The 25,086-nt window shown below is 72.5% G+C and carries 21 protein-coding genes and 1 pseudogene; 12 read left to right on the top strand and 10 right to left on the bottom strand.

Features of this window, described 5'->3' with window-relative positions; all coding sequences use genetic code 11:
• The first annotated feature begins 81 nt into the window (after window positions 1-81).
• From HUT18_RS05995 to HUT18_RS05965, 7 genes and pseudogenes are all read left to right on the top strand, one after another.
• Window positions 82-429 carry a hypothetical protein gene (locus HUT18_RS05995; RefSeq protein ID WP_176098478.1) on the top strand — a complete coding sequence of 116 codons (348 nt, stop codon included), beginning with the start codon at window positions 82-84 and terminating at the stop codon, window positions 427-429.
• Between the two features lie 38 nt (window positions 430-467).
• Complete coding sequence (locus tag HUT18_RS05990) at window positions 468-1,721, top strand: NAD(P)/FAD-dependent oxidoreductase (protein ID WP_176098476.1); 1,254 nt, start codon at window positions 468-470, stop codon at window positions 1,719-1,721.
• 227 nt (window positions 1,722-1,948) lie between these two features.
• Window positions 1,949-2,314, top strand: a complete 366-nt coding sequence (locus HUT18_RS05985; RefSeq protein ID WP_176098475.1) for an Rv2175c family DNA-binding protein — start codon at window positions 1,949-1,951, stop codon at window positions 2,312-2,314.
• A 75-nt stretch (window positions 2,315-2,389) separates the two neighbouring features.
• Window positions 2,390-3,040, top strand: a complete 651-nt coding sequence (gene thiE, locus HUT18_RS05980; RefSeq protein ID WP_176098473.1) for a thiamine phosphate synthase — start codon at window positions 2,390-2,392, stop codon at window positions 3,038-3,040.
• 179 nt (window positions 3,041-3,219) lie between these two features.
• On the top strand, window positions 3,220-4,140 hold the full coding sequence (gene metF / locus HUT18_RS05975; protein WP_176098472.1) for a methylenetetrahydrofolate reductase [NAD(P)H]: 921 nt from the start codon (window positions 3,220-3,222) through the stop codon (window positions 4,138-4,140).
• 51 nt (window positions 4,141-4,191) lie between these two features.
• Window positions 4,192-4,518, top strand: a pseudogene (locus tag HUT18_RS05970) (hypothetical protein); the annotation flags it as partial.
• Window positions 4,519-5,758: 1,240 nt separating this feature from the next.
• Window positions 5,759-6,184 carry a pyridoxamine 5'-phosphate oxidase family protein gene (locus HUT18_RS05965; protein WP_176098471.1) on the top strand — a complete coding sequence of 142 codons (426 nt, stop codon included), beginning with the start codon at window positions 5,759-5,761 and terminating at the stop codon, window positions 6,182-6,184.
• A 144-nt stretch (window positions 6,185-6,328) separates the two neighbouring features.
• Here the strand turns inward: HUT18_RS05965 and HUT18_RS05960 are convergent, their stop codons facing one another.
• From HUT18_RS05960 to HUT18_RS05935, 6 genes are all read right to left on the bottom strand, one after another.
• Entirely contained in the window at window positions 6,329-7,603 is a 1,275-nt protein-coding gene (locus tag HUT18_RS05960) for a GDSL-type esterase/lipase family protein (RefSeq protein WP_254878447.1), read from the bottom strand.
• A 392-nt stretch (window positions 7,604-7,995) separates the two neighbouring features.
• A complete protein-coding gene (locus tag HUT18_RS05955) occupies window positions 7,996-9,591 on the bottom strand; it encodes an NAD(P)/FAD-dependent oxidoreductase (RefSeq protein ID WP_176098469.1) in 1,596 nt (531 codons plus the stop codon).
• Window positions 9,592-9,672: 81 nt separating this feature from the next.
• A complete protein-coding gene (locus HUT18_RS05950; RefSeq protein WP_176098468.1) occupies window positions 9,673-10,299 on the bottom strand; it encodes a DUF4126 domain-containing protein in 627 nt (208 codons plus the stop codon).
• 419 nt (window positions 10,300-10,718) lie between these two features.
• Window positions 10,719-11,330, bottom strand: a complete 612-nt coding sequence (locus HUT18_RS05945; protein ID WP_176098467.1) for a TetR/AcrR family transcriptional regulator — start codon at window positions 11,328-11,330, stop codon at window positions 10,719-10,721.
• Between the two features lie 11 nt (window positions 11,331-11,341).
• Entirely contained in the window at window positions 11,342-13,432 is a 2,091-nt protein-coding gene (locus HUT18_RS05940) for a YhgE/Pip family protein (RefSeq protein WP_176098466.1), read from the bottom strand.
• Window positions 13,404-14,222: an ATP-binding cassette domain-containing protein gene (locus HUT18_RS05935; RefSeq protein WP_254878446.1), complete on the bottom strand. Its 819-nt coding sequence runs from the start codon at window positions 14,220-14,222 to the stop codon at window positions 13,404-13,406. The genes HUT18_RS05940 and HUT18_RS05935 overlap by 29 nt, the downstream gene beginning before the upstream one ends.
• A gap of 273 nt (window positions 14,223-14,495) precedes the next feature.
• On the opposite strand from HUT18_RS05935, the gene HUT18_RS05930 reads away from it, so the two are divergent.
• The 3 genes from HUT18_RS05930 to HUT18_RS05920 all read left to right on the top strand — a co-directional run bounded on the left by HUT18_RS05930 (window position 14,496) and on the right by HUT18_RS05920 (window position 16,817).
• Window positions 14,496-15,041: an SAV_6107 family HEPN domain-containing protein gene (locus HUT18_RS05930; RefSeq protein ID WP_176098463.1), complete on the top strand. Its 546-nt coding sequence runs from the start codon at window positions 14,496-14,498 to the stop codon at window positions 15,039-15,041.
• A gap of 224 nt (window positions 15,042-15,265) precedes the next feature.
• A complete protein-coding gene (locus tag HUT18_RS05925) occupies window positions 15,266-16,045 on the top strand; it encodes a methyltransferase (RefSeq protein WP_176098461.1) in 780 nt (259 codons plus the stop codon).
• A gap of 364 nt (window positions 16,046-16,409) precedes the next feature.
• A complete protein-coding gene (locus tag HUT18_RS05920) occupies window positions 16,410-16,817 on the top strand; it encodes a DUF3040 domain-containing protein (protein ID WP_176098460.1) in 408 nt (135 codons plus the stop codon).
• A 366-nt stretch (window positions 16,818-17,183) separates the two neighbouring features.
• On the opposite strand, the gene HUT18_RS05915 is transcribed toward HUT18_RS05920, so the two are convergent.
• From HUT18_RS05915 to HUT18_RS05900, 4 genes are all read right to left on the bottom strand, one after another.
• The gene (locus tag HUT18_RS05915; protein WP_176098458.1) at window positions 17,184-19,589 is read right to left on the bottom strand and encodes a DUF3488 and transglutaminase-like domain-containing protein; all 2,406 of its coding nucleotides are present in this window, start codon (window positions 19,587-19,589) and stop codon (window positions 17,184-17,186) included.
• Window positions 19,586-20,950, bottom strand: a complete 1,365-nt coding sequence (locus tag HUT18_RS05910; RefSeq protein ID WP_176098456.1) for a DUF58 domain-containing protein — start codon at window positions 20,948-20,950, stop codon at window positions 19,586-19,588. Before HUT18_RS05910 ends, HUT18_RS05915 begins: the two co-directional genes overlap by 4 nt.
• On the bottom strand, window positions 20,950-21,981 hold the full coding sequence (locus tag HUT18_RS05905) for a MoxR family ATPase (RefSeq protein ID WP_176104312.1): 1,032 nt from the start codon (window positions 21,979-21,981) through the stop codon (window positions 20,950-20,952). Before HUT18_RS05905 ends, HUT18_RS05910 begins: the two co-directional genes overlap by 1 nt.
• A gap of 438 nt (window positions 21,982-22,419) precedes the next feature.
• Complete coding sequence (locus HUT18_RS05900) at window positions 22,420-22,980, bottom strand: carbonic anhydrase (RefSeq protein ID WP_254878445.1); 561 nt, start codon at window positions 22,978-22,980, stop codon at window positions 22,420-22,422.
• A gap of 494 nt (window positions 22,981-23,474) precedes the next feature.
• Here HUT18_RS05900 and rsmH point away from each other — a divergent pair, with 494 nt between their 5' ends.
• Together rsmH and HUT18_RS05890 are read left to right on the top strand one after the other, a co-directional pair.
• Window positions 23,475-24,485: a 16S rRNA (cytosine(1402)-N(4))-methyltransferase RsmH gene (gene rsmH, locus HUT18_RS05895; RefSeq protein WP_254878444.1), complete on the top strand. Its 1,011-nt coding sequence runs from the start codon at window positions 23,475-23,477 to the stop codon at window positions 24,483-24,485.
• A gap of 61 nt (window positions 24,486-24,546) precedes the next feature.
• On the top strand, window positions 24,547-25,086 hold the full coding sequence (locus HUT18_RS05890) for a cell division protein FtsL (RefSeq protein ID WP_176098454.1): 540 nt from the start codon (window positions 24,547-24,549) through the stop codon (window positions 25,084-25,086).

Below are 25,086 nucleotides of genomic sequence, written 5' to 3'. Positions count from 1 at the left end.
CTAACTCGGGCCGCTCCGGGGCCGAAGACCGCGGTGACGAGTGGCTCGCAGAGCACCGCCGAGGAGCAGGAGGAGCCGTACATGACCCGCTCGCTGGACGGGGTGTGGTTCGCCCCGGTGGCAGACCAGGCCCCCGGACAGGTGGGCGCCCGCACCCGGTTCGCCTACCACGAGCACGAGGGCCGCATCTGGGCCGAGTACGAGGGCGGCGACATCGCCTACGGGCGGCTCGTCGGCACCCGGACCGGTGACCGTATCGACTTCCGCTACCTCCAGCTCACCCTCGACGGCGCCACCGCCACCGGCCACTGCGTCTCCGAGATCACCGAACTGCCCGACGGGCGGCTGCGGTTGGCGGAGAGCTGGCAGTGGGAGTCGAAGGCGGGTGCCGGGACCAGCGTTGTGGAAGAGGTCACTACGCCTCGGTGAGCCGTCGGCCGGTGGCCCCGGCTGACTAAGGTGGGCAGATGACCGAGCAGACGCAGGCAGCGCAGCCGCACTCGGAGCCGGACCGCCCCGAGGGCGTGGTCATCGCCGGTGCCGGGATGGCCGGGGTGCAGACCGCTGTCGCCCTGCGCGACCAGGGCTGGACCGGCTCCGTCACGCTGCTCGGCGCGGAACCCCATCAGCCCTACGACCGGCCGCCGCTGTCCAAGGCGATCCTGCTCGGCACCGCCGAAAGCTCCGCCTTCGAGGTCGACTTCGAGGCACTCGGCATCGAACTGCGCCTGGGCTGCGAGGTCACCGCCCTGCGCCCGGCCGAGCACACCCTGGACACCGAGGCGGGCCCGGTCCGCTACGACCGTCTCGTGCTGGCCACCGGCGCCGAGCCGATCGAACTGCCGGGCGCCACCCATGTCCCCGGCGTACACCTGCTGCGCACCCTCGACGACGCCGCGCGGCTGCGGCCCGTACTGGAACGGCGGCACCGCATCGTGGTGGTCGGCGCGGGCTGGATCGGCGCGGAGTTCGCCACCGCCGCACGGGCGGCGGGCTGTGCGGTGACGGTCGTCGAAGCCGGTCCGGTGCCGCTCGCGGGCACGCTGCCGCCGGAGGTCGCGGCGCCGATGGCCCGCTGGTACGCGGACGCGGGCGTCGACCTGCGCACCGGCGCCCTGGTCGCCGCCGTCGAGAAGGGCGCGGTGCTGCTCGCGGACGGCACCCGGCTCACGGCGGACGCGGTCGTGGTCGGCATCGGCGCCCGGCCCGCCACCCGCTGGCTGCGCGACAGCGGCCTCGCCCTCGGCGAGGACGGCTCGGTCCTCGCCGACTCCCGCCTCGCCGCCTCGGCCCCCGACGTCTACGCGGTCGGCGACTGCGCGTCCTTCCCCTCCCGCCGCTACGGCCGCCGCCTGCTCGTCCACCACTGGGACAACGCCCTCCAAGGCCCGCGCACGGTGGCGGCGAACATCATCGCCGACGTCGGCGGCGCCCCCGCCGAGTACGACCCCGTGCCCTACTTCTGGTCCGAGCAGTTCGGCCGGTTCGTGCAGTACGCGGGGTTCCACGGCGGGGCGGACACGCTGGTCTGGCGCGGGGACCCGGCCGGCGCCGCCTGGTCGGTGTGCTGGCTGCGCGAGGACCGGCTGGCCGCCGTGCTGGCGGTCGGGCGCCCGCGCGACCTCGCCCAGGGACGCAAGCTGATCGAGTCGGGCCGGACCGTCGACCGGGCGGTACTCGCCGACCCGGCGCGGCCGCTGAAGTCGGCGGTCACGGGCTGAGGCACTCGCCCCCGACCCGGGCAGCCGCCCCCACACGGGCCCTCCGGATGGCCGGGGAACGTCGCCGCACATGGCGACTCCGGGCGCCGCTGGGCCCTTCGGGCCGCGCACCGGCGCGGCGGCCACCTCCGTGCGCACCCTCTCCCACCTGCGCGAGTGCCGCACGAGGAGCGTTGTCCCGGCGGTCCGGCTTCCGACTGTCGGTCCCGGATGGCACGCTTGTCACCGTGACCGAGATTGATGCGAAGACCGATGCTCTCGTCCCTGCCTGGCTCACCCTCCCCGACATCGCCGAGATGCTCGGTGTCGAGGTGACCCGGGTGCGGCAGCTGGTCAAGGAGGGCCAGCTCATCGCCGTACGCCGTGGTGAGAACCGGGCGCTGCACGTACCGGCCGCCTTCATCGACGGCGACAAGGTGGTCAAGGGCCTCAACGGCACCCTGACGCTGCTGCGGGACGACGGCTTCACCGACGAGGAGATGCTGGAGTGGCTCTTCACTCCTGACGACACCCTGCCGGGCACCCCCGCCCAGGCCCTGAGCGAGAATCGGGGCACCGAGGTGAAGCGCCGGGCACAGGCGCTCGCCGTCTGAGCCGACACCACGACCGGTGGGCGGGACCGCGCACGCGCGGCTCCCGCCCACCGAAAGCCGGGGGGACACCGCCACATGCCCAGCACCACACCGCGCGCACAGCTCGCGGCGGCCCGCCTCTACCTCTGTGTGGACGGCCGCAAGCGACAGGGCGACCTGCCCGAGTTCCTCGACGCGGTGCTCGCGGGCGGCGTCGACATCGTGCAGCTGCGGGACAAGGGCATGGAGGCGGCCGAGGAGCTGGACTGCCTGGAGATCTTCGCCGAGGCCTGCCGCAGGCACGGCAAGCTGCTCGCGGTGAACGACCGGGCGGACGTCGCCCACGCCGCCGGCGCCGACGTCCTCCACCTCGGCCAGGGCGACCTGCCGGTGCCCGCCGCCCGCGCTCTCCTCGGAGAGAGGCCGCTGATCGGCCGCTCCACCCACGCCCCCGCCGAGGCCGCCGCGGCGGCCGTACAGCCGGGCGTCGACTACTTCTGCACCGGGCCCTGCTGGCCCACCCCCACCAAGCCGGGACGGCACGCGCCCGGACTCGACCTGGTCCGGTACACGGCGGGCCTCGGCACCGACCGCCCCTGGTTCGCCATCGGCGGCATCGGCCTCGGCAACCTCGACCAGGTCGTCGAGGCGGGCGCCCGCCGGGTCGTGGTGGTGCGGGCCCTCACCGAGGCCGACGACCCCGGCGCGGCCGCGGCCGAGTTCGTCCGGCGCCTGCGGGACGTCTGACGCCCCGCCTCGGCGCGCCCCCCTTGGGCCTGTCCGGCGCCCCGAATGTGTCCGTATTTTGAACAGCGGCCGACATCCGTCTCTCGTCCCGTCCGATGCGTGGACAACAAGCTGGCCATACCGGGGCAAATCCGATGCGTCCTGTTGGGGGACGCCGTACGGCTGACTAACCTGCGGGTATGGCCCTCGGAACTGCGTCCACCCGGACGGATCGCGCGCATACGGTGCGCGACATGCTCGCCTCCCAGGCGACGACCTACTCCTTCGAGTTCCACGCGCCCAAGACGCCGAAGGGCGAGCGGAGCCTGTGGAACTCCCTGCGCCGGGTCGAGGCGGTCTCCCCGAGCTTCGTCTCGGTGACCTACGGCGCGGGCGGCTCCACCCGGGACGGCACGGTCAAGGCGACCCAGCAGATCGTCGCCGACACCACCCTCACCCCGATCGCCCACCTCACCGCGGTCAACCACTCGGTGGCCGAGCTGCGGAACATCATCGGCCAGTACGCGGACGCCGGGATCCGCAACATGCTCGCCGTACGGGGCGACCCGCCCGGCGACCCGATGGCCGAGTGGGTGCCGCACCCCGAGGGGCTCACCTACGCCTCCGAACTGGTGGAGCTGATCAAGGAGTCCGGCGACTTCTGTGTCGGCGTCGCCGCGTTCCCCGAGATGCACCCGCGCTCGGCCCGTGAGGACGAGGACGTACGGCACTTCGTCGACAAGTGCCGCGCGGGCGCCGACTACGCGATCACGCAGATGTTCTTCCACCCGGAGTCGTATCTGCGGCTGCGCGACCAGGTGGCCGCGGCGGGCTGCGAGACGCCCATCATTCCCGAGGTCATGCCCGTGACCAGCGTGAAGATGCTGGAGCGGCTGCCGATGCTGAGCAACGCCGCCATCCCCGAGACCCTGAAAGAGCGCATCCTCGCCGCACAGGGCGATCCGGCGGCGGTACGCTCCATTGGCATCGACTTCGCGACGGAGTTCTGTGCGAGGCTGCTGGCCGAGGGCGTGCCCGGGCTGCACTTCATCACGCTGAACAACTCCACGGCGACACTCGAGATCTACGAAAATCTGGGTCTGCACCACACTCCGGCCTAGGCCGGCCCGGCCGCGTCCAACGAGGGGCGCGGCCGTTCGAGAGGGGCGTACATGGGCTGGACGGTCCTCTACATCGCGTTCGGACTGGTCGCGCTCTGGCTGCTCGGCGAGGTGCTGCTGCAGTACAAGGCGCGGCTGCGCTGGCGGCTGCTCGCGTTCGTGGGCTTCCTCGGTGTCGTGTTCGGTGTACTGATCCCCTCGATCGTGGTCATCGCGCTCGGCGCGGCCGGATTCGCCGTCGGCCAGACCTATGTGACCCTCTCCTTCCGCCGCGGCTTCTCCACCGGCTGGGCCCTCGGCGGCAGCCCCGGCGCCAGCAAGCGGCGCCGTTCCGGCGGCGGCCGCCGCGATCCCGAACTCTCCGTCTCCGGTGTCGAGTCCGCAGACGAGCACGACGAGCACGGCGACCGCGGCGCCTACGACGACGCGTCGTACGCGCCCCCGCAGCCGGGCGGCGCCCCCCTCGACGCCGAACCGCCCCGCCCCCAGACGCCGCCGCCGTACCCCGGCCACATTCCGGCCGCCCACCCGGACGAGCCGGCGGCCCCGGCCGGTTACGGCGGCCGGGCTGACACCTCCGGTGGATACGAGGACACCTCCCTCGGGTACGAGGACACTCCCCTCGGATACGAGGAGCGCGGGTCCTACGACTACCCGGGCACCGGCTACGGCTACCCCTCCGAGACGTACGCCTCCGCCGGTCCGGAACACGGCTATCCCTCGCACGGATACCAGGACCACGAGTACCAGGCGGCCACCGCCGCGGCCTCCGGCTACCCGCTCCCGCCGGAACAGCCCCACGGCTCAGGGCTCCCAGGCTCCGACTTCCCCGGCTCCGGCCTCCCCGGTCAGGACGGGTACGGCGGCGCGCACCCGGGCTACCCGCCCTACGGCCACGAGGACCCGCTCACCGGCCCCACGGCTCCCTCCGAGTTCGCGCCCTTCGGCCAGGGCACCGGCGAGCACAGCCGCCCCCTGCCGGACGAGATGCCCCCGCCGCCCGTCTACCAGCCCCAGCCGATGCCCGACGACACCGGCAACTACGGGGTGTACAGCGACGCGGCCTACGCCGCGGCCTCCTCGGCCGACAGCAACGGCGCCGACGTGTTCCAGGGCTACGGCCAGGACCCGGGCTATGGCGCCCAGCAAGCGGGCGTCCCCGGCTACGGCGGATCCCAGGATCCGTACTCCTACGTCCAGGGAACCCCCGCCCCGGCGTACGACCCCCACTACGACCCGTCCTACGACTCCCAGGCTTCCTACGACTCCCAGGCTTCCTACGACTCCTACGGCGGCCAGCAGTCCTACGCACAGCCCGGCCCCGAGTCGTACGGCGAGACGCCCCCGGGCGGCGTCTGGGTCCCGCAGCAGCGCGACTCCGACCCCTACGGCGGCGCCCTGCCCCCGGAGGACCCGTACCCGTACGCTCCCGGGGGCGCGTACGAGGGATACGAAGGCTACGAGGGCCAGCAGTACCGGTACTGAGCCCCCGCGACTCGCAACCCGCAACCCGCAGCCGCCGTGGGAACCGGGTGATGGCCGGTTCCCGACGGGTGGTCCGTACCGGCTCGGCCCGGACATCCCCCCGTTGTCAGTGCCGCTCCCTACAGTCGGCGCCATGGCACTCTCACGCGAAGAACGGGAAAGTTTTCTGTCCGAGCCGCGCGTCGCCGCCCTGGGGGTCGCGGCGGGGCCCGGCCGCGGCCCGCTCCTGGTCCCTGTCTGGTACGGCTACGAGCCGGGTGGTGAACCCTGGCTGATCACCGGAGCCGACTCCCGCAAGACCGCCCTGCTCAAGGCGGCCGGGCGGTTCAGCCTGCTGGTGGAGGACACTGTGCCCTCGGTCCGGTACGTCTCGGTCGAGGGGCCGGTGGCCGCGATCGTCCCCGCGGACGAGGACTGCCATCGGCGGATCGCGAGCCGGTACCTCGCCGGTGACGTCCTCGAACGCTATGTCGCCCGCGCCGAGGCCGAGTTGGGGGAGCAGGTGCTGGTCCGGATGTCTCCCGAGCACTGGCTCGGCGCGGACCTCGGGACGATCTGAGCCGCCCGGAACCGCCGAAACCGCGAGTGCGGCCGGCCCCCGGAAGCACCATGACCAAGGGACCGGCCCGTGGGGTGGGCCGGTCCCTTGGCAGGTGGCGCGCGGTGCGGAGTCAGTGGCTCACGGCACCGCGCTGTCAGTGGCTCACGACACCGACGTCAGGTGGATCCCCGAGGTGCCCTGCCCCGCCGTGTTCCGGCAGCTGAAGTCGCCGCTCGGCTTCGCGTACAGCAGGGACAGGCAGCGGCCCTGTGCCAACTGGCCGTAGTAGTTGGGGTGGAAGGACTCCTGGACCTGGCCCTGGGTGGACCGGCTGTCGATCCAGCGGACCCACTCGCTGGTGGCGGCGGACGGCTGCTGGGTACCGGTCACCTGCTTGCTCGCCTTGGCGCAGACCTCGCGGCCCTGGAGCATGTCGCGCAGGTCGAGGAACTGCGCGCCCTTGGCGGCGGCGACGCCCTTCAGACGGTCGGCGAGCTGCGGGACGAGCGAGTCGCGCGCCCAGTCGGAGTCGTCGTTCCAGAAGGGGCAGCCGCCGGTGTTGACGCGGCTCCAGCCGCTCTCCGCGTATCTGTTCTCGGCGCCCCGGGGAATCGGGGAGGGGTACGACTGGAGCACGATGCGGTAGTCCGAACTCTGGTGTCCCGCACCGGACATGACCGCACGGATCTCGTCGATCGCCTTGCCGACCTTGGCCATCGCGCCGTCGATCTTCGTGTCGACCACGGTCTGCTGGTCGTCGTTGCAGTACGAGTACCAGACGATGTAGTCCGTGGCGCAGGCGGTGATGATGTCGGCGAAGCCGAGGTCGTTGCCGCCGATGGACAGGGCGATGAGCTTGATGTCCTTGGTGGCGGCGAGCGCGGCGAGCTGGTCGGCCTGCGGCGCCTCGCCCCGGTAGGCCACGCCGCCGTTGCTGGAGCGGAAGACGTTCTCGGTGGTGGCCCCGGAGCAGGCGAGGTTGATCAGTTCCTGCGTGGTGCCGGTCGCGGACTTCGCCTCGGCGGAGTCGGAGCGGTGGCAGCCGTTGGCCTGGCTGGTGCCGTACACCCGGGTGGGGTCGTAGGTGCTGCCGGTCCACGCGCGGTCGGTGCCGTCGCGGCTGCCGGTGTTGTTGAGGCTGTTGCCGCGCCAGCGGCCGGCCTCGCCGGAGATGTAGCTGTCGCCCATGGTGACCAGGGCGGTGGGACCGGTCGCCGCGAAGCCGGCGGCCTCCCCGTCGGCGGGGGACGAGGCCGCGAGAGAGGGCGCGGCGGTGAGCGCCAGGCCGGTCAGGGTCAGGGGGAGGAGCGCGGCGGTGAGCCGACGGACGGAGCCGGTACGGGCCCGCGTACGGGTCGCAGGGGCGGGGCGGGATCTGTGGGTGACACCGCTTGGGGAGGGGGCGTCGCTCGCGCGGCGCAGACGGAATCCGAGCACGGTGGAACTCCTGCGGTAGGCCACGCCGAGGGGAATGCGGCGGGACGCTGATGGGGAGAAGTGCGAGGCGGTCCCGGGAGGTGCGCCAGAGGAGGCCGCGGCCATGGGGGTCTCCCGTGGACCCGCGGGTCTCGAACACCGTGTGGACCCGGCGGCCTTGGGGAAGGCCGCCGACCGGTGGTGGAGCGCAATCTCACACGGCGCTGATTGTTACCGCAAGGTAGCGAAAGATGTCGGTTCGATTACGACACCGCTCTGAGCTGCACGGCAAGCGCTGCGACGGGTCCGGTGCTCACCGCGGCGAGCGTGGCGTCGGGCCCGGTGCTCACCGTGGTGAGCACCGCACCGGTTCCCGCGTCGCACGTGGACAGTGCCGCACCGCGACCGGCGCCTCACTGGGACCCGCGAAACCCCGGCCCCTCCACGATCAGTCCCGCGACCAGGGCGCCGGACATGCCCGCGTGCGGCAGCCCGCCGCCCGGGTGGGACCAGCCGCCGACGGTGAACAGGCCGTCGATTCCGGTGCTGTTGGCGGGGTGCAGCCACTGGCCCGCGCCCGCGGCGAGTGCGGGGGCGGGCACCGCTTCGACTCCGGTCGCGCGGGCGATGTCGTAGGGGGTCAGGACCTCGTGCCAGAGCAGCCGCTCGGAGAGGTCCGGGATCTCCCGTTGTGCCGCCGCGATCATCCGGTCGGCGAACAGCTCGTAGGCGGGCCGGATTTCGTGCTCCTCGCCGAGCTCGAAGCGCTCGGGCGGTGACACGGCCGCGGTGGCGGTGAGGATCACGGCCTCGTGCTCGGCGTCCGGCGTGTGGCCGGGGCCGCTGGGCCGGTGCACGGTCACCGTCGGGTGCTCCGGCAGCGTGGGCAGCGGCGGGAAGAGCGTGCCCAGTTCCTCGTCGCGGTCGTGGGAGTGGACCACGGTGCGGTACGGGGCGTCGGCCGGGCGGCTCCCGCGCAGCGCGAGCAGGACCGTCACCCGGCTCGCGTGGTTCGGCCGGGTCGGCGGTCCATCGGCGCGCTCAGGCGTCCCGTCGGGAACCAGCCGGTCCAGGAGGGTGGGCGCGATGCCCGCGACGACGAAGTCGGCGGCCTCGAACCGCGGCGTCCCGGCGCCCGGTTCGGCTGGTGCGGAGGTGCCGTGGTCGTCGTTCTCGCCGCCCGCCCCACCGGCGACCTCGATCCCCGTCGCCCGCCCCTCATGCGTGACCACCCGGGTCACCTCCGCCCCGAAGCGAAAGGTCACCCGCCGCTCCAGGCACCGCTCGTACATCGCCCGGGCCAGTTCCCGCATGCCGCCCTCGACCGCCCACAGCCCGAAGGTCTGCTCCATGTACGGCAGTACGGCGGCGCTCGCGGGTACCGTGCGCGGGTCGAGCCCCTGGGCGAGCGCGTAGTGCTCCAGGAGGGCGCGCAGGCGGGGCTCGTCGCCGAGTTCGAGCGTGGCGATCTCGGCGAGGGTGCGCGCGGTGAGGTCGCGGCGCAGCAGCCGGCGTTGGCGCAGCGCGGGATAGGGCTCCTGCTCGGCAAGGACCTGCCAGTTGGGCCACAGCGGCTCTTCGAGCAGTGGTCGGCGGGCCCGGTCCCAGGCCTCCCTCGCCCGGTTCATGAAGTCCGCCCACAGGGCGCCCGCGCCCCCGCCGAGCGAGCTGTCCAGTGCCTCGCGTACGCCCGCCCGTGAGGCGTTCGGCAGATCGGTACGGGTGCCGTCGGCGAACAGGTGCCGTACCGCGGGCTCGATCTGGGTGAGGCGGACCCGGTCCTCCAGGGGCTGTTTGCCCGTCTTCAGGAACAGGTCGCGGTGGACCGCGGGCAGCGGCAGCAGCACCGGCCCCGTGTCGAAGGAGAAGCCGTCGCGGGTGCGGTGGCCCAGGGCTCCGCCGTAGGTGTCGGCGCGCTCGTGGACCACCACGCTGTGTCCCGCCACGGCCAGCCGGGCAGCCGCCGCCAGGGCGCCCGTGCCTGCGCCGATCACCGCAATCCTTGCCATGCCAGGGACCTTACCGACAGGGCGGGGCGGTCTTGGCGCCCGGCTCCCGCCGAGGCGGGCGGGGCTTTGGCCGCCTCGGATTCATTGCGGCCACTGGGAGGCGGCGACCGGTCTGCCCCTTCGCGCACGGCGCTCGGCCCGGCGTTCCGCCCGCCGCCGCCAGAACCGCCGGATCCGGGAGACCAGGAACCAGACCAGGCCGAAGCCGAGCAGCAGCAGGGCGGCGGCGATCGTCGCCGCGATCTCCGGATGGAACAGGGCGAAGGTGATCAGGCCCGCCACCGACAGGTCCTCGGCGAGGGACATCAGCACATTGCTGAACGGCTCCGGCGAACTGTTGATCGCCATCCGCGTACCGGCCTTCACCGCATGGCTGGCCAGCGCCGTGGAGCCGCCCAGCGCACCGGCCGCGAGATCGGGCAGCGAACCGTCCTGCCCGGCGAGCAGCGCCCCGACCACCGCCCCGGAGACCGGCCGGATCACGGTGTGCACCACGTCCCAGACCGAGTCCACGTACGGGATCTTGTCGGCGACGGCCTCGCACAGGAACAGCACGGCCGCGACGGCGATCACGTCGGGGCGCTGCAGCGCCTCGGGGACCTCGTCGCTCACGCCGGTGGCACCGAGGACGCCGAGGAGGAGGACGACGGCGTAGGCGTTGATCCCGCTCGCCCAGCCGCTGGTGAAGACAAGCGGAAGTACGGACACGGGGCGATCGTAGCCAGTGGGCATGCTCATGGCTGCGGGCGCGGGGGGACCTGGGTAACTGAGTACCCGTACCCAGACGGCGAGATGAGTACGAAAACGGATGGGCCCGGAGCCCGGCACACGGAAGAGTGGGCCGCGCGGCAGGACAGCGCACCGCACCGCCGACACGGGGCGGCGGTACGGAGCGGGTCCCGCCCGCTGCCCGTCCGACCGCGGGCGCGGGGGAGAACACGGGGGCCAACGGGGGCGTCGGCCCGGCGGGAATCACCGCCGGGCCGACGCTGTGCGTTTACGGGTGGGTCCGACCGGCCGGGCCGGTGGGTCGGGGCCCAAGTACCGTCCGTGGCGGGCGGCTTGGGCCACTCCGGACTCGGCACTCGGCACTGGTTACTCGGCACTCGGCACTGGTTGCCCGGCGCTCAGCGCCGCGCCGCGACCCTGCCCTGGAGCAGCAGCGACAGGGAGGCGTGCACGTCCTCGCGGCTGCGGTCCGGCTGGAAGGTGCGCCAGTCCAGGGCGACCACGAGCACCATCCCGGTCATCGCCGAGGCGGTCAGCTGTACGTCGATCTCGCCGCTGAACTCGCCTCCCGCCACGCCCGCTTCGAGGACGCCGCGCACCACCGCGACGGCGTCCTCGCGGACCATCCGCAGGGCGGCGTTCCACTCCGTGTGGGGCCGCCACAGCTCACTGACGTAGAGCGTGGTGATCGCCGGGTACCGCTCGATGAAGGCGAGCCCCGCGCCGATCATCGCGTCCAGCGCGTCGACCTGGCTGCCGCCCTCGCGCACCGTCTGCTCGGCCGTCTCCCGCAGGGACGCGGTGAGCAGGGCGACGCCGTGCCGCAGCAGCTCCTCGAAGAGAACCGACTTGCTCTCGAAGTTGTAGTAGACGGTGCCCTTCGCGACCCCCGCCCGCTCCGCGATCTCGTCGACCGTGGTGGCGGCGAAGCCCTTCTCGGCGAGGAGGGGCACCGCCGCCTCGAAGACCTTCTGACGGGTGGCCTGTCGTCGGCCGCTGCTGCTTGCCATGACAGAGATTGTCACAGGCTCAGCTCGGGGTGCAGACGTGCGAAGGTCCACACCTGCTTGCTGCGCGCGGACAAGGCCGTCAGGGCGAGGGCGCCCACGGTGAAGGCCACCAGGACCGCGCAGCCCGTCCACACCGGTGTCAGGTCGCCGCCCGTGATCAGCCTTCTGAGTGCCTCCACGATGTACGTCATCGGCAGGAACGGGTGAATGGCGTTGAAGAAGCCCGGGCTGGTCTCGACCGGATACGTACCGCCCGCCGAGGTCAACTGGAGCATCAGGAGCGCGAGTACGAGGATCCGTCCGGCCGCCCCGAAGCGTGCGTTGAGCCACTGCACGATCGACGCGTAGCAGGCCACCACGAGGACCAGGAACCCCGCCACTCCCGCGGCGTGCTCCATTTGCAGCCCCATGCCGGGAGACCAGTGCAGCACCGCCATCAGGGCGGCGGCCTGCGCGACGCCGAGCGTGGCGACCGGCAGCCAGCCCGCGAGCGCGATGCGCAGGGCCGAGGCCCCGGCGGCGAGGGCGCGCTGGTTCAGCGGGGAGATCAACATGTACGCGACCATCGCCCCGACCCACAGCGCGAGCGGGATGAAGTACGGCGCGAAGCCGGTGCCGTAGTTGGGCGCCTGGTGCATGGCCTGCGAGGCGAGCTGGACCGGGTCGGACATCACGCCGGAGCGCTGGTCGCGGTCCTTCTTGCCGTAGTCGGGGATCTTGTCGACGCCGTCGTGCAGGCCGGTGGCGAGCTGCTGCGAGCCGTCGGAGATCTTGTACATGCCGCCGCGCAGCTCGTACGCGCCGCTCTTGAGCTTGCCCACCCCGGTGTCGAGCTGCTTGGAGCCCTTGCGTGCGGTGCCGAGCCCGGTGTGCAGGGTCTTGGCGCCCGTGGCGACCTTGTGCGCGCCGTCGTTGAGCTTGTTGATCTGCGCGACGGCCTTGGCCAGGTCCTTGTCCAGGTGCGGTGCCGCCTCGGCGAGCGCGTCGGCCTGCTTCTGCAGCGTGCCGAGGCGCTTGTCGAGTTCGCGTACGTCGTAGTCGTAGTCCTTGAGGACGTCGTCCACGTCCTTGGTCAGCTTCGCCGCGGTCCGGGCGGCGTCCCTGGCCTTCTTCAGCTCGGGGCAGGCGGGGTCGGGCAACACGGCGTTCTCGCAACGGCGTTCGTAGACCCCGTCGAGCGCCTCGGAGGCCTTCCGGGTGCCCTCGGCGGCGGCCGGGGCGACCTTCACGAAGGTGTCCAGGTGCCCCCGGATGACGCCGGTGGAGTCCGAGACCAGCCGGGCGGTGTGCTCGATGGCGTCCTTGTTGTCCCGCAGGAACGGCCCGAGCTTGGTGTTCACGTTGTTGACCTTGTCGGCCAACTGCTGTGTGCCGCCCGCGACTTGGCCCGCGCCCGTGGACAGGTCACCGGAGCCCTTGTCGAGCTTCTTCATGCCGCCGTGCAGCTTGCCGCTGCCGTTCTTGGCCTCCTTGAGGCCGTCCGCGAGGTCCTTGGAACCGTTCGTCGCGCGCCCGATGCCGCCCTCCAGCTGCGAGGCGCCCTTGGCGGCCTTCTCCGTCGCGTCGTGGATGTCGGAGAAGGCGATGAAGATGCGGTCGTAGAAGCCGCGCGAGGCCTTGCTGGACGCCGCCGCCCGCACCTCGGAGAACACCGTCCGGGAGATCTGCCCGACGATGTAGTTGTTGGCGTCGTTGGTCTTCACCCGCAGCGGGCTGGTCTCGGGACTGTCGCCGGAACTGGAGGCGATCCGCTTGCTGAAGTCCGCGGGCATGGTCAGCGACAGGTAGTACTCCCCGCTCGCGACACCGTCCTCGGCCTCCTCGGCGCTGACCTCCCGCCAGTCGAAGGTGTTGCTGCCGTGCAGCCCCTTGACCAGGTCGTCGCCCGCGGTGATCTTCTTGCCCGAGGCGACGGTGCCCTCGTCCTGGTTGACCAGCGCGACCGGGATCTTGTCGAGACGGCTGTACGGGTCCCAGAACGACCACAGGTACAGCGCCCCGTACAGCAGCGGCAGCAGCAACAGCGCGACCATCGCCGCACGCGGCAGCCGCCCCCGCGCGAACCGCCTGAACTCAAGCGCGGCGAGCCTCGGCGAGCGCATCCCCGTTCCCCCTTCTGCTGTCGGCGGTGGTGCCGTCGGTTGTGTCGTCGTTCGCGCCGGTGTCGGTGGCGGCTGCCGTGGAGATCACGACCGCGTTCGCGGGCGCCTCGCTGCACACCGCGACGACGGTCGTGCCGCTCTCGGCGAGGGAGGCGAGGAGTTCCCAGATCTCGGTGCGCTCGTCGTCGGACAGCTTCAGATCGGTGTCGTCGATGCCGAGCAGTCGTGGCTCGGCGATCAGCGCCAGCGCGATCGACAGCCGCAGCGCCTCGGTCCGCTCCAGGTCGCGCACGGCGGTACGGGTGCCCTTGGGCAGCGTCTCGGGATCGAGCCCCGCCGCCTGGAGCGCGCGCTCGATGCGTAGCCGGGCCTCGGCCGTGCGCTCGGCACGAGGGCGCAGCAGTCCGCGCAGCGAACCGCCGAACCGGCGCTGGAGCAGGGCGCGTTCGCGCAGGTGCTCGGCGACGGTCAGCGCGGGTTCGAGTTCGCTGACGCCCGGGGTGTGCCCGAGTGCGCTGATCCGGCGCACCGCGGCCATCTGCTTGGGCAGCCGCATCCGGCCGACCGAAGCGGTCCCCTCGGTGGGGCGCATCCGGCCCGTGAGCGCGAGGAGCAAGCAGGTACGGCCGGTCCCGGACGGGCCCTCGATCGCGATCAGGGAGCCGGGTTCGGCGTCGATGGTGAGGTCGCGGAAGGCCCATCCGCGCGGGCCCTCGAGCCCGAAGCCCTCGGCCCTGACCGCCACCCCTGCGGTGTTCAGGGCCGCTTTTGCGGCCGCCTGCCCGTCCACGTTCCTCCCCTTGGTTCCGGTTCCGGCCCGTCCGCGGTCGTCCACCGGCGGGCCTCCGACCATTTTTGAACTGACCGGTCAGTACAAAAATAGCCACGGCGGGTACGCGAGGCAAAGCCCCAGCGCCCAACTCCCGCCCGCCGTCTGCCGCGAGACGCCAAAACCGCAGGTCACCTCGGACTGTCAGTGGCGTACCTCACGATGGGGGCCATACGGACAGTGCCGTACACCTCGTACGCGCCTGCCGTACTCACGGACGACAGGAGGTTCGTCATGGCAGCTTCATCCGCCGCGGCCGCACAGTGGCCCCGCACTCTGAACCCGGCGAACTCGGCGCCGCGCTCACCCGCCGCCGACGTGCACCCCGTGCTCCGCCGGGCATCCGTCCCGCCGGCCGCCCTCGACCTGCTCGGCCAGGCCCGCCAAGGTCTGGACGAAGCCGCACTCCTGCCCACCGCCAACGAGCGGTACGCCACCGCCCACCTCGCCGCCCTGCGCACGGCCGCGGCGGTACTCGCCGCCCGCGGCAGGCCCGACCCCTCGCCCCGCCGCCGGGCCCGTATCCGCAGCGCCTGGGAGGTCCTGCCCCAGGTCGCCCCCGAACTCACCGAGTGGAGCGCCCTGTTCGCCTCCGGCGCCCGCCGCCGGGCCCTCGCCGAAGCGGGGATAAAGGACGCCGCGAGCCGTCGCGACGCCGACGATCTGCTGCGGGACGTGGAGATGTTCCTCGGCATCGTGGAACGCATGCTGGTCCCCGTGCCGACCTTGCCGCGCCCGCGGGCCGAAGGCGGTGATGCGGTCGGATCCCGGACCGGCTGAGCGCACGGCCGGGCGCGCGGGCGCCCGGGGGGCGAAGGGGGCACGGGCGAACGGCCCGGAGGCAATAGGCTGGGACCCGTGCCCCCTTGCCGCGCGCAGTGTGTACGACGCGCACCGTGTACGGAGGGGCGAAAGACCATCGCTCCGCCCTTCGGGAGGCGGTGCCGCGCCTGACCCCGCGACCCCGACAAGATCCAAACGACAGGCCCTAGGAGTCAACTGCCGTGCCCGACCCGATGCGCCCCCGCGCCGCCCTTCGTACCGCCGTGGTCTGGGACGTGCTGCGTGCCGCCCTCGACAAGCGGGTCGCGGCCACCGGACGTGGCGCGCTCGACGTCCTCGACACCGGCGGCGGCAGCGGACACTTCGCGGTACCGGTGGCCGGGCTCGGCCACCGCGTCACCGTCGTCGACCCGAGCCCCAACGCCCTGTTCGCCCTGGAGCGCCGGGCCGCCGAGGAGGGCGTGGCCGACCGGGTGCGCGGCGTCCAGGGCGACGCTCACGGCCTCTTCGACGTCGTGGAGCGCGGGGGATACGACGCCGTGCTCTGCCACGGAGTCCTTGAGTACGTGGACGACGCCGCCGAGGGGCTGCGCAATGTCACCGCCGCGCTGCGCCCCTCCGGTGTGCTCAGCCTGCTCGCGGCCGGGCTCGGCGGCGCGGTCCTGGCCAGGGCGCTGGCCGGGCACTTCAAGGAGGCCCACCGCGCGCTGACCGACGAGAACGGACGCTGGGGCGAGGGCGACCCGGTGCCCCGGCGCTTCTCCGCCGACCAGCTCGTCGGCCTCGCCGAGGAGGCGGGCCTCGCCGTGGGCGCGGTGCACGGCGTACGCGTCTTCGCCGATCAGGTCCCCGGCGCCCTGGTGGACACCGAACCCGGTGCCCTGGACGCCCTGCTCCAGCTGGAGAGCGCCGCGTCCGAACTCCCGGCCTTCCGCTCCATCGCGAGCCAGCTCCATGTGCTCGGTGTGAAGCGGGAGTCGCAAGCGGCCACAGTGGCGTGAATCCGTAGCACAGCCCGGCCTCCGCGTCCTGATCAGGGGCGAAGCCGTGGATGGAGTACGCCACAGCCCCTCCGAACCGGGCTCCGGCCCCGTATGATCGGCCGTGGGCCGTTTTTCCGGGTCGGACCGGTCGGCGCAGAGGGGTGCGTCCCGCTGCCCGAGCCGACGAATCCGTGAGATGGCCCCGAAGGTCCGGCATGACGGACCGGCTGCTGGGGAATGACGGCTTCAGCGGATCCGGTCTTCCTGGCGGGTCCGGAAGGCGAAGTTGGCGTAGAGGGGCGGGTTTCACGGGGGCGATTCCCTGCCTATCCTGAAGGGGACCCCCGGTCGCCCCCGGCGACTGCACGATGAGGAGGACTCCGTGCCGCTCTCGGAGCACGAGCAGCGAATGCTCGAGCAGATGGAGCGAGCGCTGTACGCCGAAGATCCCAAGTTCGCGACAGCGCTTGAGGGAAGCGGGCTGCGTACGTATACCCGGCGACGGGTCTACCAGGCGGCCGCGGGCTTTCTGGTGGGTATCGCGCTCCTCATGGCCGGTATGGTCGCGCAGCAGATCTGGATCAGTGTGGTGGGGTTCCTCGTCATGCTGGGCTGTGCGGTGCTCGCGGTAACCGGCTGGCGCAAGGCACCCAAGCCGGGCGAGCAGCAGCAGCCCGGATCCGGTAACCGGCAAGGCGGCACCGCCCGGCGTCAGACCAGGCAGCGCCGTTCCGTAATGGACCGCATCGAGCAGCGCTGGCAGCGCCGCCGCGACGAACAGGGCCACTGATCCTCCGCCGCTGACGCAGCGGCAGCAATCCCGGTACCACTCGCTCTGTGGGGTGACCGCACCGACGGTCACCCCACAGGCGTATTCCGGTGCGGGGAATTCCGTATGCCCCGGCATTTCCCCGGGGCATGGGTAATTCCACCGGAGTTCGGGGGGCCACGGAAGGCCCGGAATTCTTCGCGGGCCGGGACGGGGATTTGCTCCGGATTCCGGACCTTGGGGTTCGGGGATCGGGGTTCAGGATCGGGGTTCGGGGCTTGAGGCTCGGGGCCCAAGCCGAAGCCCAAGCCCCGCCCCACGCCCAGATACCCGGGGCCCGGCACCGGACCCGGAGCCCCGGCCGGCATCGGACCCGGAGCCCCGGGCTCAGCGCCGCAGTCGCGGTCGAAGCCGCGGGAGTCCTGAGCGCAGCCCGGCGCGGAGGCGTTCCGTCGCCTTGCGTCGTTCCTGGGTGAACGCCCAGGCCAGCCGGGCGTTGGACCGGGGCAGGAAGCGTGCCCGCAGCCGGGCGCCGCGGCCCGCCTGTCTGCCGAGGGCGGCCGCGATACGGCGGGCCTCGTCGCCCAGCCCTGGTACCGGTTCGGCCCGCGGCGCGTACAGCGTCTGCTCCACGGCTCCCGCCACCCGGTTCACCGAGGCCGCGTCCGGGCCGTGCAGATCCATGCCGTGCACGATCCGCTGCGCCGCCCCACGGGGCGTGAGCGAGGGGTCGGGCGGGATCCCGTAGTCCCAGGCGCTGTCCTGGACCTCCTCCCAGACCCGGAGCGTGGCCGGGCCCGCGAGGGCGGGGGAGCCGGGCGCCGGCAGGAGTCTGAGCGATCTGGTCCGCATGCGGCAGGCCATCGGCAGCAGCGGCAGCGCGAGGGCCAGCAGCACGCCGAGGGCGATCATCGCGAGCAGGTCGAGGCGTTCGTACCAGTGTTCCTCGTCCTCGTCCTTGGCCTCGGGCAGCGCGGAGTCCTCGCAGGAGCCCGACCTGTGCGCGCCGGGCGGGCACGCGTCGGTGCCGGGGGTGGGGACCGCGATGTCCTCGGAGGCGGACGGCGTCGGTTCGGCGGGCATCGTCGGGGTGCTGCCGGGGGTCTGGCTGCGCGCGTAGTCGGGGATGGTGCCACGGGCCGGGGTGGGCTCGAAGCGGGTCCAGCCCACGCCCTCGAAGTAGAGCTCCGGCCAGGCGTGCGCGTCCCGCAGGCCCACCGACATCGAGCCGTCCGACTGCGGGGAGCCGGGTGTGAAGCCGACCGCGACCCGGGCCGGGATGCCGAGGGTGCGGGCCATGGCCGCCATCGTGAAGGAGAAGTGGACGCAGAAGCCCTCCTTGTCCCGCAGGAACCGGGCGATGGCGTCCGGCCCGCTGCCCGCCTTCACCTTGGTGTCGTACAGGAAGCCGCCGTCGGCCGCGAACCAGTCCTGCAGCCGGACCGCAGCCTCGTAGTCGTTGTTCGTGCCCTTGGTGATCCTGCGCGCGGTCCGCTCCACGACGGTGGGCAGGTTGCCGGGCACCTCGGTGAACTCGCGCATGATCTCGGCGGGCGCTTCCCCCGCCTCGGCGAGCTGGTACCGAGTCGGCTCCACGGCGAGGCTGGAGACCAGGTAGGACTTGCCGCGGGTGGTCTCGCCGTGGTCGCCCACCACGTTGCGGCCCACCGGTTCGAACCGCCAGTCGCCGTCGATCCGCAGATTGCTCGCCGGATAGGGCATCGGCAGCCAGCCCTGCGCATAGTCGTCGGAGGCCTGGACCCGGGTGTTCAGCTCGATGCTGCGCACCCCGGCGGCCAGCCCCTTCGGTGTCGGGAAGGGCGAGGGGATCTCCTGGACCCGGCGCACCGCGGGTTTCCACGCGGAGCCGTCGAACTTGTCCAGGGCCACGATGCGCAGATACAGGGGCTGCGACTGGGCGCCGTCGGTGCGGTACGTCAGCACCTCGCGGTCCTCGGCCTGGTTCAGGTTGTTCTGCAGCGAGACCACCGGGTTGACGGCCGAGATGGTGCCGCCGCCCGGTCCCTTCCCGTCGGCCCGGCCCGCCGAGTCGAGCAGTCCGCCGTCCAGGGCGGGCAGGCCGAGCGGCACGATCAGGGCGATGCCCAGGGCCAGCGCGCCGATGCGCCGCCCGGTGCGCACCGGTGCGGTGGCCGCGCCCTCGGCCGCCGCCGAATAACCGCCGGGGGCGCGGGGCGCGCCGGTGAACACCCGGCCCCACCGGGCGAGCCGGTCGCGGCCCTCGGCGAGCAGCAGCAACAGATAGCCGGCGGCGGCCAGCAGGAACCACAGCCAGCCCGCGCCGCCCTCGGAGAGACCCGCGGCCACCGAGTACAGGGCGAGCAGCGGAAGCCCGGCCGCGGCGGCGCTGCGGTAGGTCACCGCCACCGCGTCCACGATCAGGGCGATGACCAGGACACCGCCGACCAGCATCAGCTTGATGCCCTTGGACAGCGGTGCCGGTATCGCGAACCTGTTGACGTCGTCGGCGCCCGCCTGGAGCAGGCCGCCCAGTTCGTTCACGGCCTGGGGTCCGGGAATCACCCCGGCGATCGCGTACGAACCGGCGAAGAAGAGCGTCAGGAGCATCAGGCTGACCAGCGCCTGGGCGGCCACCGTCGCGGGTCGGGGCAGCGGTGCCCGCCGCCCGGCGATGCCCACCGCGGCCTGTACCAGGACGAGCACCGCGGCCTGGAGGATCCAGGTGGCCGGGTCCACCAGCGGCAGCAGGGCCGTGGCGGCGAGTACCGAGGCCAGGGCCGCGCACAGTGCCATCCGGCTGTGTCCGCTCATGTCCGGCCTCCCGCGCTCGCGCGTTCATGGGCGCGCAGTTGGTCCGCCTGCCGCCAGATGTCGGCCATCGCGGTGCCCGGCAGTACGGGTACCACCGTCCAGCCCGCCTCGTGCAGCATGCGTCTGCGCTCCTCGGTCCACGAGCCCGTCGCCCCGGGCGGGAAGTCGGGATCCGTTTCGCTCGCCCAGGCGGAGCTGTCCAGGACGAAGGCCACCGCGGCACCGCTGCGTCGGCACATCCGGCCGATGACCGCGGCCTGTTCGTCGTCCACGTCGCCGAAGAAGCCGAGCAGCAGGCCCTCCTTGCCGCCGCGCAACTGGTCGTAGGCGAGGGAGAGTCCGGGCAGTTCGGAGTGGTCGACCTCGGCGAGGGTGTCCAGCATCAGCCCGGCCGCCTCGGCGGAGTCCTGCCCGGTGAGCGCGGCCTCCGCGCCCGAGCGCGGTACCGAGGCGCCGGTGTCGGTCAACAGCCGGGCGGAGAAGCCGCGTTCGAGCAGATGCGTGATGGCGGAGGCGGCCGCCGAGACCGCCCATTCGAAGGCCGAGCCGGGCCCCGCGCCGTAGTAGGCCACGCCGCGGGTGTCGAGCAGCACCGTGCACCGCGCCTGCTGCGGCTGTTCCTCGCGGCGCACCATCAGCTCGCCGTGCCGGGCCGTGGAGCGCCAGTGCACGCGGCGTACGTCGTCGCCGTGCCGGTAGCCGCGCGGGATGACGTCGTCGTCCCCGGCGAGTGCGGGGGCGCGCAACCGGCCCTCGCCGTACCCCCTGGCCTCGCCGGTCAGCCGGACCGCGGGCAGCGCCTCCACCCGGGGGACGACGGTGAGCATGTCCTGGGAGGAGAAGGAGCGGGTGAGCTCGCACATCCCGAACGGGTCGCTCAGACGCAGTTGCAGGGGCCCCAGCGGATAGCGGCCGCGCAGGTCGGAGCGGACCCGGTAGGCGACCTCGCGGCGGCCACCGGGCTCCACCCGGTCCAGGACGAAGCGGGGCCTGGGACCGAGCACATAGGGGACCTGGTCCTGGAGCATGAGCAGGCCGGTGGGCATACGGGAGATGTTCTCCACCCGCAGGTGGACCTTGGCCTCGGCGGAGGCCGGGACCCGGGCGGGGGACAGCCGACGGCTGCCCGCGACCCGGTGCCGGGTGCGGAACAGGACGAGGGTGCAGACCAGCGGCAGCGTGGCGAGCAGCAGGCCCACCCGCAGCAGGTCGTCCTGCCCGAGGACGTACGCGCAGATCCCGGCGGCCACACCGGCCGCGAGAAAGGACCGCCCCCGGGTGGTCAGCCCCGCGAACGCCGTACGCAGACGGGCTTTGTCCCGCTCGCCCGCGGACACCGGGGGACCGGCCCCGAGGGACATCAGGCCCTCCGCGCGCCGTGCGGCTGGTGCGGCGGCATCGGCGGCCGCCCGTTCCCCGCGGTGAAGGCGGGACCGGGCGCGGGCGCCGGTCCGGAGGCGGGCACCGGTACGCGCTGAAGGATCTCGCGGACGATCTGCTCGGCGGTGCGGCGGTTCAACTGCGCCTGGGCGGTGGGCAGCAGACGGTGCGCCAGTACGGCCACGGCCAGCGACTGCACATCGTCCGGCAGGACGTACTCACGGCCGCCGAGCGCCGCTGAGGCCTTCGCGGCCCGTACGAGATGCAGGGTGGCGCGCGGCGAGGCACCGAGCCGCAGCTCGGGGTGGCTGCGGGTGGCGGAGACCAGGTCCACCGCGTAGCGGCGCACGGCCTCGGCCACGTGCACGGTGCGCACCGTTTCGATCAGCTTGACGATGTCGTCCGCGTGCGCCACCGGCTGCAGGTCCTCCAGCGGCGAGGGCCCGCCGTGTACGTCGAGCATCCGCAGCTCGGCCGCCGGGCTGGGGTATCCCATCGACACCCGGGCCATGAACCGGTCGCGCTGGGCCTCCGGCAGCGGGTAGGTGCCCTCCATCTCGACCGGGTTCTGGGTGGCCACCACCATGAAGGGGTCGGGGAGTTCGTAGCTCGTGCCGTCGATGGTGACCTGGCGCTCCTCCATCGACTCCAGGAGGGCGGACTGCGTCTTCGGCGAAGCCCGGTTGATCTCGTCGCCGATCACGATCTGCGCGAAGATCGCCCCGGGCTTGAACTCGAACTCGCGGCGCTGCTGGTCCCAGATGGACACACCGGTGATGTCCGAGGGCAGCAGGTCGGGTGTGAACTGGATGCGCCGCACCGAGCAGTCGACGGACCGCGCGAGAGCCTTGGCCAGCATGGTCTTGCCCACGCCGGGGACGTCCTCGATGAGCAGATGCCCCTCGGCGAGCAGCACGGTCAGCGACAGCCGTACGACCTCCGGCTTGCCCTCGATCACGCTCTCCACCGACGCGCGCACCCGCTCCGCGGTCGTCGTCAGGTCTTCCCCCACCCTCGACTTCGCACGAGCGGGGACACCCCCATGGCTCGCCCGATCCTCATAGGTCGTCACCGGCCCTCCTCGGCCCTTCCCGCGCTCGCGAGGAGCAGGGAAACCCATCTCAGGACCGTCGCCTGGGAAGCGGACCGGCCCACCCCTTACACGGACACCGGTAGCGGGGAGTTCCCCGCAGTGTCACATGCAGCATTCTTGATGGCCGTACCGGTTCGTGTCACTTGCCTGTGGACAACTGGAGCCGATTTGTCGGCCTTTGACGTGCTTCGCCGGTGTGTTTTCGCGTCCGCGCGGTCACACTCGGTCGAATCGCGGTCCGCCCCGGGCCGGACTCGGGTGTTCCGGCGGCCAGTTGTCCACAGGGCTTGCGGTGTCGGACCGAAAGGGCCCCGGGCAGCGTTCGCCTGGGCGACGCCGACCGGGGCTCCGGGTGTCTCAGGCGGGCTCGATCTCGCGGAGCAGACCGGTGTGCACGTCGAAGACGAAGCCGCGCACATCTTCGGTGTGCAGCAGGAAGGGCGAGGTGCGCACCCGCTGCATGGACTGGCGCACGTCCTGGTCGACGTCGCGGAAGGACTCGACCGCCCACGCCGGGCGCTGGCCGACCTCCATCTCGATCTCGTGCCGGAAGTCCTCGGTCAGCGATTCCAGGCCACATCCGGTGTGGTGGATCAGGACCACACTGCGGGTGCCCAGCGCGCGCTGGCTGATGGTGAGGGAGCGGATGACGTCGTCGGTCACCACGCCACCGGCGTTGCGGATGGTGTGGCAGTCGCCCAGGGCGAGGCCGAGCGCGTCGTGCAGGTCGAGCCGGGCGTCCATACAGGCCACGACGGCCACTTTCAGGACGGGCCGTGCGTCCATACCGGGATCGGTGAAGTCCGCCGCGTAGGCGCGGTTGGACTCGACGAGCCGGTCCGTCACCGAGGAGTCGGTGTGTATGCCCTCGTCGGAGCTGGTGGCGAGATTCCCCTGAGGGGACGCGGAAGTCGACATGGGACCGACGTTAACCGGCCGACCTGCGCGGGGCCCGCTGTGAGGACGGACAAAGAACCCCAATGAGCCCCGCTGTGAGCAAGTGCACAGGCCCCGCGCGGCTCACCCGTCCGGGTGGCGGACGGTCCGCGGACGGGGCATCCGGACACTCGGCCGGTTTCCCGCGCACAGCCGCCGCCACGCGCGGGCCAGTTGATTGACCGCAAGACAGTGTGGACTAAAGTGACGCGAAGCGGCAGGCGAGAGAGTTTCCTGCGGCTCGCACGCCCCCCTTGAGGCCCCGCGACCGGGGCTTTTCGGCGTGCGGCGGACACATACGGCCCGGCCTCCACCCATTCCTCGGCCGGCCGAGGAACCTCACCCGGCACCGGCGGCCCGTTCCCCGTTTCGGGGAGGACGGAGTCAGCGGTACCCACCGTCCGGAGCGCGGGCCGAGCACAGGGCGACGGCGCCGAGCACCCCCGGGGGCGACGGCGCGAGACACGGGAGGGCCGATGCAAGAGCGCGAGGTGCTCCCCGACGAGGGGGCGCAGCCCGGCGCGGACGGGCCACGCCACGTACCGGTCATGCTGCGGCGCTGCCTGGACCTGCTGGCCCCCGCCCTCACCGGATCCTTCGACACGGCCCCGGTCGTGGTCGACTGCACCCTCGGACTCGGCGGCCACAGCGAGGCCCTGCTCACGGAGTTCCCCGAGGCGCGCCTGGTCGCCCTCGACCGGGACAAGGAGGCGCTGCGCCTGTCCGGCCAGCGGCTCGCGCCCTTCGGCGAGCGGGCCACCCTGGTGCACGCCGTCTACGACGAACTCCCCGAGGTCCTGGACCGGCTCGGCATCGCCAAGGTGCAGGGCATCCTCTTCGACCTCGGCGTCTCCTCCATGCAACTCGACGAGGCCGAGCGCGGGTTCGCCTACGCGCAGGACGCCCCGCTGGACATGCGCATGGACCAGAGCACCGGCCTGAGCGCGGCCGAGGTGCTCAACACCTACCCGGCCGGTGAACTCGTGCGCATCCTGCGGGCGTACGGCGAGGAGAAGCAGGCCAAGCGGATCGTCTCGATGGTCGTCAAGGAGCGCGAGAAGGAGCCCTTCGCTAACAGCGCGCGCCTGGTCGAACTCATCCGCGAGGCACTGCCGCAGGCCGCCAAGCGGACCGGCGGCAACCCCGCCAAGCGCACCTTCCAGGCCCTGCGTATCGAGGTGAACGGCGAACTCTCCGTCCTGGAGCGGGCGATCCCGGCAGCCGTCGGCGCGCTCGCGGTCGACGGACGGATCGCGGTGCTCTCGTACCACTCGCTGGAGGACCGGCTGGTCAAGCAGGTCTTCGCGGCCGGGGCCGCCAACACCGCACCGCCCGGACTGCCCGTGGTGCCCGAGCGCTACCAGCCCCGGCTCAAGCTTCTGACCCGAGGTGCCGAACTGCCCACCGAGGAAGAGATCGCCGTCAACCGCAGGGCGGCACCGGCACGGCTGCGAGGTGCGCAGCGCATCCGCCCCGAGGAGGGCTAGTGCCCCAAGAGGCAGAGGAGCCGGTCGGCGACCCGCAGCGACAAGACCGAGGGGCGTGCGCATGAGCAAGTCACCCGAACTCAAGGGGCGTGCGGCGCGTCTGGCGCGGCTGTTTCCCACGGGGCCGAGCGGGGCCGCACGTACGCCGTTCGTTCTGCTCGTGGTGGTGCTTCTCGGTGGCGGTCTGATCGTGCTGCTGATGCTCAACTCCTCCTTGAACGCGGGCTCCTTCGAGCTCAGCGAGCTCAAGAAGGACACCACCTCGCTGACCGAGGAACGCCAGGAACTCGAACGGGACGTGGACGGCTACGCCGCCCCCGGCGCCCTGCAACGCCGGGCCAGGGAACTGGGCATGGTGCCCGGCGGCGACCCGGTCTTCCTCGCTCCCGACGGCACCCTGCGCGGAGTGCCGGGCGTGGCCCAGAAACCCGCGAGCGCTCCGGCGCGGCCGCGGTCCACACCGCGCCCCTCCGCATCCGCGAGCTCCGATGCCCCGGCGGACACGGCGCCCACGGCGCAGGGCTCCAGGTCCGACGCGCCTTTCGCCACCCCCGCGACTCCCCGCAGTTCGCACCCCGCCCCCTCGACCTCCGGCAGGTGA

Origin of the sequence: Streptomyces sp. NA04227 (genome assembly GCF_013364195.1) — a bacterium.
Lineage (GTDB): Bacteria > Actinomycetota > Actinomycetes > Streptomycetales > Streptomycetaceae > Streptomyces.
Note: the sequence above shows the minus strand (reverse complement) of the source record. Positions and strands in the feature narration are given on the sequence as shown.

Bases quoted from the DNA above. Each gene is read 5' to 3' on its own strand.
- HUT18_RS05890 (WP_176098454.1), top strand. From the start codon at position 24,547: ATGAGCAAGTCACCCGAACTCAAGGGGCGTGCGGCGCGTCTGGCGCGG.
- HUT18_RS05940 (WP_176098466.1), bottom strand. From the start codon at position 13,432: ATGCGCTCGCCGAGGCTCGCCGCGCTTGAGTTCAGGCGGTTCGCGCGG.
- HUT18_RS05955 (WP_176098469.1), bottom strand. From the start codon at position 9,591: ATGGCAAGGATTGCGGTGATCGGCGCAGGCACGGGCGCCCTGGCGGCG.
- HUT18_RS05965 (WP_176098471.1), top strand. From the start codon at position 5,759: ATGGCACTCTCACGCGAAGAACGGGAAAGTTTTCTGTCCGAGCCGCGC.
- HUT18_RS05915 (WP_176098458.1), bottom strand. From the start codon at position 19,589: ATGAGCGGACACAGCCGGATGGCACTGTGCGCGGCCCTGGCCTCGGTA.
- HUT18_RS05945 (WP_176098467.1), bottom strand. From the start codon at position 11,330: ATGGCAAGCAGCAGCGGCCGACGACAGGCCACCCGTCAGAAGGTCTTC.
- HUT18_RS05910 (WP_176098456.1), bottom strand. From the start codon at position 20,950: ATGTCCCTCGGGGCCGGTCCCCCGGTGTCCGCGGGCGAGCGGGACAAA.
- thiE (WP_176098473.1), top strand. From the start codon at position 2,390: ATGCCCAGCACCACACCGCGCGCACAGCTCGCGGCGGCCCGCCTCTAC.
- metF (WP_176098472.1), top strand. From the start codon at position 3,220: ATGGCCCTCGGAACTGCGTCCACCCGGACGGATCGCGCGCATACGGTG.
- HUT18_RS05995 (WP_176098478.1), top strand. From the start codon at position 82: ATGACCCGCTCGCTGGACGGGGTGTGGTTCGCCCCGGTGGCAGACCAG.
- HUT18_RS05930 (WP_176098463.1), top strand. From the start codon at position 14,496: ATGGCAGCTTCATCCGCCGCGGCCGCACAGTGGCCCCGCACTCTGAAC.
- rsmH (WP_254878444.1), top strand. From the start codon at position 23,475: ATGCAAGAGCGCGAGGTGCTCCCCGACGAGGGGGCGCAGCCCGGCGCG.
- HUT18_RS05990 (WP_176098476.1), top strand. From the start codon at position 468: ATGACCGAGCAGACGCAGGCAGCGCAGCCGCACTCGGAGCCGGACCGC.
- HUT18_RS05900 (WP_254878445.1), bottom strand. From the start codon at position 22,980: ATGTCGACTTCCGCGTCCCCTCAGGGGAATCTCGCCACCAGCTCCGAC.